The sequence below is a fragment of the Stenotrophomonas sp. TD3 genome (assembly GCF_001939825.1).
Lineage (GTDB): Bacteria > Pseudomonadota > Gammaproteobacteria > Xanthomonadales > Xanthomonadaceae > Stenotrophomonas.
In genome coordinates, this window is the sequence record NZ_MOYM01000001.1 from 2,622,665 (window position 1) to 2,635,392 (window position 12,728).

The following is a 12,728-nucleotide window of genomic DNA, read 5'->3' on the forward strand; positions in this document are numbered from 1 at the left end:
CGACCCATGTCGGGCGCGAGGGTGCCTGGGTGACAAAGAAGGCGGAGCCTACTCCTCCGCAGGTAAGCACCGCCGCGAGCGCCGCGCATGCGAGTGCCCGGCGGAACTCTCGCTTACCGGCCCATTGCGAAGGGGAAGCTTCCTGGGACAGGCGTCGGACCAGGCTATCGGTGGCCCGATCATGGCCGTCTGGCCTTGTAGCTGCCGAGGCTCTGGACAGCCAATCGTCTAGATCATTCATGTGGAGATCTCCTCATCCTTCCCTACTTATACGCCTGCCGTGGGGAGATCCCCTCAAACCTCTGATTGCTGACCTCCCCGCGGGTTCTCAGATTCACCGATGAGCACCGGGGCGAAGCTGATCCGGCACTGGGAGGTTCACAGGTCTGGACGTGATTAGTGCCGTGTCAAGAGTTCAGAACGGATGCTTCAGCGCACACGGTTCTAGAGCATCCGAGAAGCCCAGTGAAGAAGGAAGCGCTCTTGCTCCGCCGTTTCCACGGCTCCGGGACGAGCACTCCGAACTCTGGCCATAGCTTCTTCAGCGCTTAGGCATGATCTGCTCTCGAGCAGTAGCATCGAAGCCACGGTGCCCGCTCTGCCAAGCCCTCCTTTGCAATGAACGACTACTTTGTCACCGCGGAGCAAATCGTCAGTGAGGACGGGGCCTAGTCGTGTCCACTCGTCCAAGAACTGAGGATCCGGCGCTTCTCCATCACGAATCGGAAGACCATGCCAGTGCAGGCCATGAGCGCGCGCGCGTTCGGGTAGCGACCCTATCCCGAGATCGTCGAACTCCCACGGTTCAATCAAGGAAAGCAGATGGCGACATCCCCAAGCTGAGACGGACGCTAGATCGAGCTCGAGATCTCTACACCACGAGCCCGTCATTGCAACTTTCTGATGCTTACCGGGGGCAAAGGTAACGCCTATGGTTCCTCCGTTGGCACCGACGGAAAGTCCCGCAATCTGCAACGGATGAGACAAGCTAGTTCTGTGCACAGAATCCTCGAGTATTGGGGGCTGGCGGTGTCTCACTGCGGCGTCCGAAGATTGCATCCACGGCACACTCCATCCACTAAGGCCGCGCCTTGGGCTTTGTGCTGCCTGGATTGAGGCGCTCCTCAAGACGCTGGATCACCAGCTGCAGCCCCTCGTCTCCATCAGAATATGGTGCAGCGAAGAGAGGGGCTTCAATCCAGAGGAAGTGTTGGCCGGGATGCACGTAGGCCCCGTGATCATCCAGCAACAGTGCCTCGCCAAGTTCTGCCGAAACGAATCGAAGGTCCTTCGTCGGACCGTCCCATTCGATGTATGGGAGATGTTGAGACCATTCGGGAGCGCGTCCCTCCAGCACCAAGAGGGATGTAATCTCTGCAACAACCTTTTGGGGTACAGAGGTGAACATGACGATCCGATTGAAGGTGCTGCTGGCATAGTTTAGGAACTCCATCAGGCCGGGTCGGGGTATTTGACTGACGGCATTGGAGATAAGTGTTCCCTCAAGGTCCAGTGCAAGAATGATTGGACGCATCTATCAAGTCTCGTGATTCTTGGTTCAGCTGAGCCAGGGAAGTGGGTAATCGAGGGCCTCTGTTTTGACTAGATTTCGCCCAAGGATGGAGCTGCAAGCCAGTAGTCATCGCCTATCTTCAGTATGCTTTCCAGCGCTACATCGATCATCAGTGGTCGTCGCCAACCTGTGTCAGGAAGGAAGCAATAGTCGGTTCTTCGAAGTTCACCCGCGGCCGCCTTTACTACCAGCCAGCGCGTCCTCCTTCGCATCTCTCGGGAAAGCACTTCTAGTGCGGCGTCCTCGTTGCCACCGCTACTAAGGAACTGGCTCGCTGCTCCCCTTACAGATGACCAGAGCACGTATCGTTTCCGCCCCAGGCTCAGACGAGTCCACTCCTCATCCTGACTTCTCAGGATTTCATCTACGCGGTGCACTCCGATACGGTGACGGCGCAGCAATGATGTGAGATAGGCGCTTGCCTCTCGATCCGCTAGCTGGCGCCAGATCCAAAGTCTTGCGTGTTTATCAAGCGTCGGGCGCCAAGCATCAAGCATCCCCTTGAGCGCTGCATCAAGGTCATCAGGAAGAATCAGGTCATCGACGTAGGACCAACTGACCGGTTCGTAGAGAGAGCGCTTAACGGCTCCGTTGCCTGAACTGGAACCGGTCACAACACCTGCGCTTTTTAGGAATTGCAGGAGTTGCTGGGCGACAGCAGGGTCTGAGGAAACGGGCGCGCTAACGGAAGTGGAGCGTTCAAGCGCACACCAGGCGCAGGTGTAGAAAGGACCAAGCGATACGACAAGTGAGTCGAGCTCGGGCCACGAAGGAAGGAGGGTCTGTTGGCTACGGCCATAGATCACTCGATCCCCGGCAAATTAACCAGTCCGGATGCTACCAAGGCGGCACGATGTCGTCTACATGATTTTCATGTATGCCGTGCCCCGGTCATAGATTTCCATCCGCTCCTTGAGGCGGACCGGATGGCTACGAAGACGATCTATCAGAACCCGTACCTCCGTTTGGTCGGAAAGCTTCGGGAGCATCGGGAGATCTTGGGCATCAGTCAGACTCAGCTTGCTGCCCATCTGGGGTGGCCCCAACAGCGCATTTCTTCAATAGAGTCTGGATCACGTCGTCTAGACGTTCTCGAATTCTGCCAAATGGCATCTGCGCTGGGTGTCTCTCCAGCTGAGGTGTCTGATCTGATCTGCAAGGCTCTAAAGGCAGTGCGAGTCTCGAGGATCAATTGACAAGGCTCACATAAGTCGAAAGTCTTATTTCAAGCATAAGTAATTGATTTATATGCTTTAAATAAGTTTTCCGTTGTTATTTAGTCCTTCAGCAGCAAATAAGCCTGGGTAGTGCCGGCCGCTGGCCGGCAACCCCATGAACCGGAGGCGGCATCATGCCGCCCCCGGTGCCCTGCCTCAGTACGCGACCCAGGCATCGCGCCAGGCGAAACCGGTGCCCGGGCGATAGGCATCGGCATTGATGTTGCACCACGCGCCTTCCGGGAACGGGCGGCAGGCGTACAGCTTGCCGTCGGTGCTCTTCACCACGGTTTCGCCCGGCGTGTAGCTGCCGAGGCCAGCGGGGTACACGAAGTCGTAGTCGTCACCAGGCGGCGGATCGACCGGATCGACCGGACCCGGCACGCGGGTATCGAGCTGGAACAGGTTGCCCGGCTTCAGATAGACGCGGTTCTCGGTGGCCGAGGCGACGGGCGTGATCACGCCGTTCTTCATCACCCCCACGCGTGCCTGCTGCGCACTGCCATTGACCTTGCGGGCCAGTGCCAGCGGCCACTGGTTCGCAGCGGTCTGGCCGGCGGCAAGGGTGATCTGCGGGCTTTCCAGATCGTTGCCCTGGGCGTTGAACACGCGCAGGGTCACGGTGGTGCCCACGTCCAGCGCACCGCGGGCGGTGACCGGACCCGCGTCCTGCCACTGCGGCGGCGGGGTCACACCACCGCCCCCCTCGAAGCGCACGTCTGCACAGCTGTAGAACGCTTCACCCGAATCCGAGCGCTGCCAGGTGTTGTAGATGATGTGCTGGCCCGTGCGCTTGGGCAGTGGGCAGTCCAGCTTGTAGACCTTGCCTTCCGAAATCGGCACGTTGCCCAGCGTGCAGAACTCCTGCAGGTCGGTCCAGCGCAGCGGGCTGCCCGGTTGCCAGCCATCGCGGGTGACGTAGAACTTCCACTCGCGGGTGGCGTGCGGCGCCGGTGCCAGGAACTCGAAGATGTAACGGCCGCGGGAATCGGCGCGGATCGGAGAGGTCGGCCAGTCGCTGCGGTTCAGGTCGAGGCCGCGGAACTTGCTGTTGCCGCCGCTGCACAACTGGCCATCCGGGACGACCGCCTGGTGATTGCCATGTGCTGCGGCCTGGTTGACGCCATTCCAGTCGTAGAACGGCTGTGCGCCGCCGATCGCCTTGGCTGCGGCGCAGGCGGGGTTGGTCGGGTTCTCGGGATTGCCCTCGTGGCACTGCTTCACGCGACTGAGCGGCTTGGACATGGTGCCGTGGGCGAAAGCGCTGCCGGACAGAGCTAGGCCAGCGATGGCGGACAGTGCGAGGACGGTCCGGTGGGACAGATGCATGTAGGAACTCCTTTGGGAGGGAAGACGTCCCGTGGAGTTTTGAGTGATGTCTGCGCGACCACCATCGGATGTGTACGAAAGCCGCGGTTGTGGCACCGCATCTGCAACCGAGCGCTCAGATCGCGGCGGCTGGTGGAGGCGGTGCCGCAGCACCGCCTCCACCCTGGAACTCAGTACGGTACCCACGCATCGCGCCAGGCGGCACCCACACCCGGCCGGTACGCCTCGGCATTGACGTTGCACCACGCACCTTCCGGGAACGGGCGGCAGGCATACAACTTGCCGTCGCTGCCCTTCACCACGGTCTGGCCCGGCACATAGCTGCCGATGCCCGCCGGGTACACGTGGTCGAAATCACCGCCCGGCGACGGCGTGCCCGGGTCGGGCACCTGGGTGTCGAGCTGGAAGCGGTTGCCGTCCTTCAGGTATACGCGGTTGTCGGTGGCCGACGCCGACGGCGTGATCACGCCATTGGCAAGCACGCCCACGCGTGCGTGCTGGGCACTGGCATTGACCTTGCGGGCGAGCACCAACGGCCACTGCGCGGGCGCGGTCTGGCCGCTGGCCAGGGTGGCTTCCACGCGTTCGACGTCATTGCCGCTGGCGTTGAACACGCGCAGTGCCAGCGTCGTGCCCACCGGCAGCTCACCGCGTGCGGTGACCGGGCCGGCATCCTGCCATTGCGCTGCCGGTGCCGTCCCGCCGCTGCCCTGGAAGCGCACATCCATGCAGGTATAGAACGCCTCGGTCGAATCCGAGCGCTGCCAGGTGTTGTAGATCACATGCTGGCCGGTGCGCTGCGGCAACGTGCACTGCAGCTTGTAGGTGCCATCGGCCGACAGCGGTGTATTGCCCAGCGTGCAGAACTCCTGCAGGTCGGCCCAGCGCAGTGGGCTGCCCGGCTGCCAGCCTTCGCGGGTGACGAAGAAGCGCCAGTCGCGCGTGGCATGCGGTGCGGTCGCCTTGAACACGAAGGTGAACCTGCCATTGGCATCAGCCTGGATCGGCGTGGTCTGCCAGTCACTGCGGTTCACATCCAGCCCGCGGAACGTCGGGTTGTTGCTGCTGCACAGCTTGCCGTCGGGCACCACGGCCTGATGGTTGCCGTTGGCGTTGGCCTGGTTGATGCCGTTCCAGTCGTAGAACGCCTGCGAACCGCCAATCGCTTTTGCAGCGGCACAGGCCGGGTTGGTCGGGTTCTCGGGATTGCCCTGGAAGCAGGCATAGACGCGGCTGACCGGCGCGGTCATGGTGCCGTGGGCGAACGCGCTGCCGGCCAGGCACAGGCCCGCAGCGGCGAATGAGGTAGCCAGCAACAGCGGTGTGGATCGGAATGACATGGCGCATCCTTGTGGTCGTCGAAAGGGGACGGTGACCGCAGGAGCTGCGCTGCGCGGCGGACTTTCGGCGGCACCACGGCGAGTATCGAGTCGCGCTGCAGGCGACGGAACCCTCGCAGTACCGATCCGTGACTGCGCATGTGAAGCCCTTCCCGCAGGCTTCACGCAGGGCTGAACGGATGCGCTGGACGTCACGTGACCGGCGTGGCATCGATCACGTCATGGAGATCACGCTACGCAGTCTCGGCACCCACCCGATCCGCCTGGCACGAGAAACAGCCATGCGCCGCGTTGTGCAGCTGGACGAACGCCACCGACGGGTCGGCGAACAGTGCATCCAGGTGGTTCGCCACCTCGGTGCCCGCACAGACCTGGGCACCGCACATCAGCGCGGCGTGGTCATAGGCACGCACCGAAATCATCCGACGCTGCACATACGGGGGCACTTCGCCCGGCGGCAGGACGCAACGGGTCACGCCGCGCTGCACGAAGATCGGGCCGGCGGCGCGGTACGGCGAGTGCAGTGGCAGGTGGACGTGGGACAGCAGGAGCAGTTCACTGCCAGGTGCGGGATCGCTCAGGCTGATCCGGCAGGGATGGCCGCCATGGGCGCTGGCCCAGCGACGCTGGATGCCGAGCGCGGCCAGCGCGGTGTCGCTCTTCTCGAACAGGTGCAGGAACGGGCGGTGGTCGATGCCGCCGAGGTACCACGCATGCATGGGCGTCTCCTTGGTTTTCCGCGGATTGTGCGCATGCGCCGGTCGCCATGCTCGCCGTTTTCAGACCCCACACCGGCATCGGGCAGGAGAACGCCACGGGGATCGCGCAACAAGGCGCTAAGATGCGCGCGCCGCCCCGGCAGACGAGCGCCGCATGTCCCTGGATTTCCCCACCATCACCGTGCTTGGCTTCCTGCTCTGCATCGGCATTGCCGTGGGGTTCTCGCTGTTGCTGGTCGTACTGCGCGGGCAACCGGTGCTGCGGCAGTGGACCATCAGCCTGTGGCTGCTGACCCTGGGGGTGACCCTGCTGGCGCTGCGGCCCTACCTGCCACTGGTCCCGGCGGTGCTGGCCGGCAACGCAGCGATGGCCGGCTGCGGGCTGATGATGCTGCGCGGCGTGGCCCTGCATCTGGAGCAGCCGTTGCCGCTGTGGCGGCCGTTGCTGGTGGCGGCCGCGTTCATGGCCTGCATCTTCGCGTTCCTGGTGCTGTGGCCGAACCTGGCCCTGCGCCTGCAGGTGTTCAGCGTGTTCGCACTGATTGTCGATGGCTGGATCGCCGGGTTGCTGCTGCGGCATGCGCCGCCCCAGCAGCGCACCAGCTGCCGCCTGGCCGCCACCGTGTTCCTGGCAGAGGCCGCTCTCTATGGGGTGCGCCTGTTCCTGCCGGTGGCACCGGACGCCGGGGAGGACATCATGCGCACCGGCTCGCCGATGTTCGCCACGTACATCGCCGGGGTGATGCTGGAGCTGGCCCGTTGCTTTGCGATGGTGCTGTTGCTGGTCGAGCGCATGCTGGTTGACCTGCGCCATGCCGCCCGTACCGATGGCCTGACCGGCCTGCTCAACCGCAGTGCGGTGCTGGCCGACGGCCAGGCGCAACTGCAGAAGCTGCGCCGGCAGCGCCGCCCGCTGGTGCTGCTGCTGATCGACGTGGACCACTTCAAGAAGATCAATGATCGGTGGGGCCACCTGGCGGGCGACCAGGTGCTGCGCCATTTTTCGGCGACGCTGCAGCACTGCGTGCAGGGCCACGAGCACCTGCTGGGCCGTTACGGCGGCGAAGAATTCGTGCTGGTGCTGGCCGGAAGCACGCGCGACGACGCGGTGGAGCGGGCCGCCGCGATCCGCGCACGCCTGCAACAGCGGCCGGCACTGCTGGCCGAGGGACGGGTGCCGGTCACCGCCAGCGTCGGTCTTGCGATGGATGCAGGGCAGGGCGATCTGTCGACCTTGCTGGCCGCCGCCGATGCCGCTCTGTACCGGGCCAAGGCCGAGGGGCGGGACCGCCTGGTCTGTGCGCCGTCGGCGGCGGATTCGTCATTGCCCATCGCCGTTGGCGCGCTGCCCGTGTAAGTTGGGTCACATCTTCCGCGGCAGCCCGTCGTGGTCGACAGGAACGTCCTCCAGGGGAAACGAGCACGATGCAAAGACACCACCTCGCGTTGGCCGGGATGCTGGCCAGCCTGATGATTGCCGGGTGCAGCCAGCCGCCGCCGGCTGACGCCGGAAGTACCAGTGATGCACCCAGCCGTCGTTTCGGCACGATCGACTTCCAGCCCTGCACGCTGTCCACCGAAGGCGCCAGCGCCAACGTGGAGGCGCAGTGCGCCACCCTGCAGGTACCGGAGGACCGGGCCCAGCCCGATGGCCGCCGGATCGGCCTGCGCATTGCCTGGCTGGAATCGGGCAGCAGTGGTGCCAGCCAGCCCGACCCGGTGTTCTTCCTGGCCGGCGGTCCCGGCCAGGCGGCCAGCGAGGTGGCGGTCATCGTCGATACCGCGCTGCGCCAGGTGCGCAAGCAGCGCGATGTGTTCCTGATCGACCAGCGCGGCACCGGCGGTTCCAACCCGCTCAGCTGCCTGGGCACGGACGGCAAGCCACTGCAGATGGACGAGGATGCCGCGCCTTCCGAGGCATCGCTGCGCGACTACGCCCAGCGCTGCGCGGCGTCGCTGCAGGGGCGTGCCGACGCGCGCTTCTACACCACCACCGAGGCGATCGCCGATCTGGACGCGGTGCGTGGCGCGCTCGGCGTGGATCAGGTCAACCTGGTCGGTGGTTCCTACGGCACCCGTGTGGCCCAGCGCTATGCCGGCGCCTATCCGCAGCACACCCGCAGCATCGTCATCGATGGCGTCGTGCCGAACGAGCTGGTGGTCGGTGGTGACTTCGCGACGACCTTCGAGGATGCGATCGCCCTGCAGTCGGCGCAGTGCCGCAAGGACGCCGCGTGCAGCAAGCGGTTCCCGGCCGATACCCGCGCGCAGCTGCGCAGCGTGGTCGATACCCTGCGCCGTGCACCGGTCTCGGTCGAGTATCGCGATCCGGGTACCAACGCACCGCGGCAGGATGTCCTGACGCCGGACAGCGTGGTCGGCCTGGCCTTCGCCTTCTCCTACGTGCCGCAGTATTCCTCGCTGCTGCCACTGGTGCTGGATGAGGCCGCACACGGTCGCTACGCACCGCTGGCATCGCTGGCGCGCGGCGCGAACCGCAGCATGGATTTCCAGATCAACCGCGGCATGCAGTGGTCGGTGATCTGCAGCGAGGATGCGCCGCGCTACCACGCGCCGGCCGAGGACCCCGAGCGGCTGTTCGGCAACGAAGTCGCCAGTGCCTTCTTTGCCGCTTGCCCGGTGTGGCCGCATCGTCCGGCGCCGGCAACCGATGCCGTGCCGCTGCGCAGCGACGTGCCGGCACTGCTGCTGTCCGGTGAGCTGGACCCGGTGACGCCGCCGCGCTACGCCGCACAGGTGCTCAAGGGCCTGCCCAATGGCCGTGCGCTGGTCGCCCGTGGCCAGGGCCATGGCACGTTGACCGCCGGCTGCATGCCGCGCCTGCTCGGCCAGTTCATCGACAAGACCGATGCCAAGGCACTGGATGCCGGCTGCCTGGACACGCTGAGCTACGTGCCGGCGTTCACCTCGTTCAACGGATGGGAACCATGATCGTCGCCGACAACCTGCACAAGGCCTTCGATACCCGCACGGGCCGCATCCAGGCGGTCGCCAACGTCGGCTTCCGTGCCGGGGATGGGCGGATCACCGGCCTGCTCGGCCCCAACGGTGCCGGCAAGACCACCACCATGCGCATGCTCTACACGCTGATGACGCCCGATCAGGGCAGCATCACTGTCGACGGCATCGATGCGGCACGCAATCCGGTGGAGGTGCGTCGCCACCTCGGCGTGCTGCCTGATGCGCGTGGCGTCTACAAGCGCCTGACCGCGCGCGAGAACATCGCCTATTTCGGCGAGCTGCATGGCCTGTCGGCCGAGCGCATCCGCGAACGCATCGAGGTGCTGTCGCACGCGCTGGACATGGGCGACATCCTCGACCGGCAGACCGATGGCTTCTCGCAGGGCCAGCGCACCAAGACCGCGATTGCCCGCGCGCTGGTGCACGACCCGCGCAACGTCATCCTCGATGAACCGACCAACGGCCTGGATGTGATGACCACGCGCGCGCTGCGCCGCTTCCTGCTGGGCCTGCGCGAAGAGGGTCGCTGCGTGATCCTGTCCAGCCACATCATGCAGGAGGTGGGCGCGTTGTGTGACCACATCGTGATCATCGCCAAGGGCACGGTGATGGCCGCCGGCAGTGCCGACGAGCTGCGTGCACAGGCCGGTGAAGCCAATCTTGAGGACGCGTTCGTGAAACTGATCGGCAGCGAAGAGGGCCTGCACGCATGAGCATGATGTCGACCCTGATGACGGTGATGCGCAAGGAACTGCGCGACCTGTCGCGTGACCGCCGCACGCTGCTGCTGACCCTGCTGTTCGGGCCGCTGCTGTACCCGGTGCTGCTGCTGGGCATGGGCAAGCTGGCCGAGAGCCGGGTGCGGACTCAGATCGAAGAGCCGTTGCAGATCCCGACCATCGGCGCGGAGAACGCACCGAACCTGGTGCGCTTCCTCGCCGCACAGGGCCTCAATGCCGCACCGGCACCGAAGGACCTGGCCGAGGCCATCCGCACCCAGGACATCGATGTGGCGCTACGCATCAGCGATGACTTCGGCAAGGACTGGGCCGATGGCAAGCCGGCACTGGTGGAGGTGATCAAGGACAGCACGCGGCGCGCTGCCGAAGTACCTGGCGCACGCCTGGAAGCGGCACTGGCCACCTACAACGGCCAGGTCGGTGCATTGCGCCTGATGGCGCGCGGCATCGACGCACAGGTGGCACGTCCGCTGGACGTGGCGCGCCAGGACCTGGCCAGTGCCGAAGCCAAGCGCGGCATGATCCTGTCGATGCTGCTGCCGGTACTGCTGACGCTGACCTCGTTCATCGGTGGTGCCTACCTGGTGATGGACGCCACCGCCGGCGAGCGTGAGCGACAGTCGCTGGAACCACTGCTGGCCACGCCGGGCTCGCGCAGCGCGATCGTCAGCGGCAAGATCGCCGCCGCCTGCGTGGTCGGTTTCGTATCGCTGCTGCTGACCCTGGTCGCGTTCAAGGTGAGCGCGCAGATCGCGCCCGGCAACATCGGCCGCCAGTTCAACATGAACGTCGGATCGATGCTGCAGATGCTGCTGGTGATGCTGCCGATGCTGCTGATCGGCACCTCGCTGCTGACCTTCCTGTCGGCTGCGGCCAAGAGCATGAAGGAAGCGCAGAGCCACATGACCTGGCTGATGCTGTTGCCGATGCTGCCCGGCTACGCACTGGTGGCCTATCCGCTGAAGAGCGAGATGTGGCAGTACGCCGTGCCGTTCCTGTCGCAGAACCAGATGCTGCTCAAGGTGATCCGCCACGAGACGATCACGCCGGCGGTCTGGGCGATCTACCTGGGCGCCAGCCTCGGCCTGGCCGCGGTGCTGTGGTTCGCCGCCGTGCGCCGTTACCACAACGAACGTCTGGCAATCTCCGGCTGACCAAAAAAGGGACGGAGGGGATTAAGTCGTTTCTGCCTCTCCCGTCCCCTGCTTGCGCGGGCGCCCTCGTCTGCGCATCACCACGGGGCGTCCCAGCGTCTGTTCCACCATCCGCAGGAATGCAGCGTCCCCCATTGGGCGTTGCCTGGCACTGTGGTTGCGGATCGCAGGTACGTCGGCGGATGCATTCACGTCGCGCAGGAAATCGGCATACAACGTCGCCCTTTTCCAAGCGGTCGCTGCCAGCGCTTTGAACGCAGGATGCGGTGTCAGCATCGGATCATCGCGTCGTTGAAGGTTGCCGTGCACGCTGGACCACGGATGATCTTCGGCGCTGACCGCAATCCCGGCACGAACGGGATTGCGCTCGATGTAGCGGTATACACTGAGAAGATAAGCATCGCTGTCGATCATCGAGGAATGGAAGCGGCCCTGCCACAGCGGCCCACTGCGTCCGTGCCGCTGGTTGAAGGCCTGCACGTAGTTGTTGCCCTGCATGCGCATTGCGCCCGCCAGTCCGTGCTGTGTGGAAGGCGTGGCCAGCAGGTGGATGTGGTTGCCCATCAGTACATAGGCATGCAGTGCGACGTGGTGCTTGAGAAATGCGCTGTGCAGCAGATGCAGGAACAGTTGGCGATCGATGTCGTCGATGAAGATCGCGCCTTTGTTCACACCGCGCTGGATCACGTGATAGGCCTGGCCTGCCAGCATCAGGCGTGCTTGTCGGGGCATGGGATTCGAAGGCTGAAAGGGGCCTCAGCCTGTCATCGCGGCCGCGGAGCAGGGCATCAGGCAATGCCGCGAAGCAGTGTCGGATGAGTCAAGAACGACTTAATCCCCTCCGTCCCCTTTTGCGTACCGCGCGGGCGTCATTCCCATCTCGCGCTTGAACACGGTAATGAAGGCACTGGGCGTGTCGTAGCCCATCGACAGCGCGACGCTGATCACCGGCTCTCCCGCCAGCAGGCGGGGCAGCGACAGCAGCACGCGCAGGCGCTGCCGCCACTGGCTCAGCGTCATGTGGGTTTCGGCCTGCCAACGACGGGCGAGGCTGCGGCTGGACAGGCCGCAGGTGGCTGCCCACGCCTCGACACTGCGAAGGTCATCCGGCGAACGTGCCAGCACCGTCGCGATCCGCCGCAGGCGGCGATCCTGCGGTTGTGGCAGTGCAAGCGGCAGGGGCGTGCTGGCGGTGATCTCATCGGCGATCACGCCGGCCAGGCGTACCTGCGCGGGATCCAGTGCCTGGTGTGGCCAACCCAGTGCGCGCGTCATCGCGGCCCGCAACAGCGCGTTGGGCTGGAAAATGCGCGGCACGGCGGGCAGGTCCAGGCAGGCCTCGGCGCTGAAGTACAGACTCCAGCCGTCGAACTCTTCCGCCCCCACCAGTGCGTGGGGCAGCAAGGGCGGAATCCAGGCAACGTGCCCCGCCGGCAGCAGCCACTGCAGATCGCCGGCCTCGATCCGCAGCACGCCCTGGTGCGCGCCCAGCAGCTGGCCGCGGACGTGCTGGTGACGGGCCGTGCGTCGCGGGCGATGCAGTCGCAGCTGGGCCGCCAGCAGCACTGGCCCGTCTCTGGCGTTGGCCAGTGCCGGGTCGATCAATGCAGTGGATGTCTGATCTGCCATATCAGTTGGCAGTTATACGGCAGAATCGCTATTGCGAGGCGTCCA

The 12,728-nt window shown here is 64.9% G+C and carries 13 protein-coding genes; 5 read left to right on the forward strand and 8 right to left on the reverse strand.

The genetic code is table 11. From position 1 onward, the window contains the following. Positions 1–444: 444 nt before the first annotated feature. The 3 genes from BKE09_RS12135 to BKE09_RS23300 form a co-directional block, all read right to left on the reverse strand. Positions 445–1,059, reverse strand: a complete 615-nt coding sequence (locus BKE09_RS12135; RefSeq protein ID WP_162838411.1) for a cyclin-dependent kinase inhibitor 3 family protein — start codon at positions 1,057–1,059, stop codon at positions 445–447. Between the two features lie 19 nt (positions 1,060–1,078). After that, positions 1,079–1,534, reverse strand: a complete 456-nt coding sequence (locus BKE09_RS12140) for an NIF family HAD-type phosphatase (protein ID WP_032961321.1) — start codon at positions 1,532–1,534, stop codon at positions 1,079–1,081. Between the two features lie 68 nt (positions 1,535–1,602). After that, positions 1,603–2,379, reverse strand: a complete 777-nt coding sequence (locus tag BKE09_RS23300; RefSeq protein WP_125899104.1) for a hypothetical protein — start codon at positions 2,377–2,379, stop codon at positions 1,603–1,605. 120 nt (positions 2,380–2,499) lie between these two features. On the opposite strand from BKE09_RS23300, the gene BKE09_RS12145 reads away from it, so the two are divergent. Next, on the forward strand, positions 2,500–2,769 hold the full coding sequence (locus BKE09_RS12145; protein ID WP_075075810.1) for a helix-turn-helix transcriptional regulator: 270 nt from the start codon (positions 2,500–2,502) through the stop codon (positions 2,767–2,769). Positions 2,770–2,946: 177 nt separating this feature from the next. On the opposite strand, the gene BKE09_RS12150 is transcribed toward BKE09_RS12145, so the two are convergent. The 3 genes from BKE09_RS12150 to BKE09_RS12160 all read right to left on the reverse strand — a co-directional run bounded on the left by BKE09_RS12150 (position 2,947) and on the right by BKE09_RS12160 (position 6,178). Next, a complete protein-coding gene (locus tag BKE09_RS12150; protein WP_075675882.1) occupies positions 2,947–4,119 on the reverse strand; it encodes a lytic polysaccharide monooxygenase in 1,173 nt (390 codons plus the stop codon). A gap of 170 nt (positions 4,120–4,289) precedes the next feature. Beyond that, positions 4,290–5,459, reverse strand: coding sequence for a lytic polysaccharide monooxygenase (locus BKE09_RS12155; protein ID WP_075675883.1), 1,170 nt, complete (start codon positions 5,457–5,459; stop codon positions 4,290–4,292). Positions 5,460–5,692: 233 nt separating this feature from the next. Beyond that, positions 5,693–6,178 (reverse strand): DUF1203 domain-containing protein, encoded by a 486-nt coding sequence (locus BKE09_RS12160; RefSeq protein ID WP_075675884.1) that lies wholly within the window; start codon positions 6,176–6,178, stop codon positions 5,693–5,695. A gap of 154 nt (positions 6,179–6,332) precedes the next feature. Here BKE09_RS12160 and BKE09_RS12165 point away from each other — a divergent pair, with 154 nt between their 5' ends. The 4 genes from BKE09_RS12165 to BKE09_RS12180 all read left to right on the forward strand — a co-directional run bounded on the left by BKE09_RS12165 (position 6,333) and on the right by BKE09_RS12180 (position 11,054). After that, positions 6,333–7,535: a GGDEF domain-containing protein gene (locus BKE09_RS12165; protein WP_075675885.1), complete on the forward strand. Its 1,203-nt coding sequence runs from the start codon at positions 6,333–6,335 to the stop codon at positions 7,533–7,535. 68 nt (positions 7,536–7,603) lie between these two features. Continuing rightward, entirely contained in the window at positions 7,604–9,130 is a 1,527-nt protein-coding gene (locus BKE09_RS12170; protein ID WP_075675886.1) for an alpha/beta fold hydrolase, read from the forward strand. Further along, positions 9,127–9,873, forward strand: a complete 747-nt coding sequence (locus BKE09_RS12175) for an ATP-binding cassette domain-containing protein (protein WP_014038890.1) — start codon at positions 9,127–9,129, stop codon at positions 9,871–9,873. The genes BKE09_RS12170 and BKE09_RS12175 overlap by 4 nt, the downstream gene beginning before the upstream one ends. After that, positions 9,870–11,054, forward strand: coding sequence for an ABC transporter permease (locus BKE09_RS12180; protein WP_014038889.1), 1,185 nt, complete (start codon positions 9,870–9,872; stop codon positions 11,052–11,054). Before BKE09_RS12175 ends, BKE09_RS12180 begins: the two co-directional genes overlap by 4 nt. Before the next feature lie 21 nt (positions 11,055–11,075). On the opposite strand, the gene BKE09_RS12185 is transcribed toward BKE09_RS12180, so the two are convergent. Both BKE09_RS12185 and BKE09_RS12190 read right to left on the reverse strand, forming a co-directional pair. Further along, the gene (locus tag BKE09_RS12185; protein WP_075675887.1) at positions 11,076–11,786 is read right to left on the reverse strand and encodes a transposase; all 711 of its coding nucleotides are present in this window, start codon (positions 11,784–11,786) and stop codon (positions 11,076–11,078) included. 99 nt (positions 11,787–11,885) lie between these two features. Further along, positions 11,886–12,683 carry a helix-turn-helix transcriptional regulator gene (locus BKE09_RS12190; protein ID WP_075675888.1) on the reverse strand — a complete coding sequence of 266 codons (798 nt, stop codon included), beginning with the start codon at positions 12,681–12,683 and terminating at the stop codon, positions 11,886–11,888. Positions 12,684–12,728 lie beyond the last annotated feature (45 nt).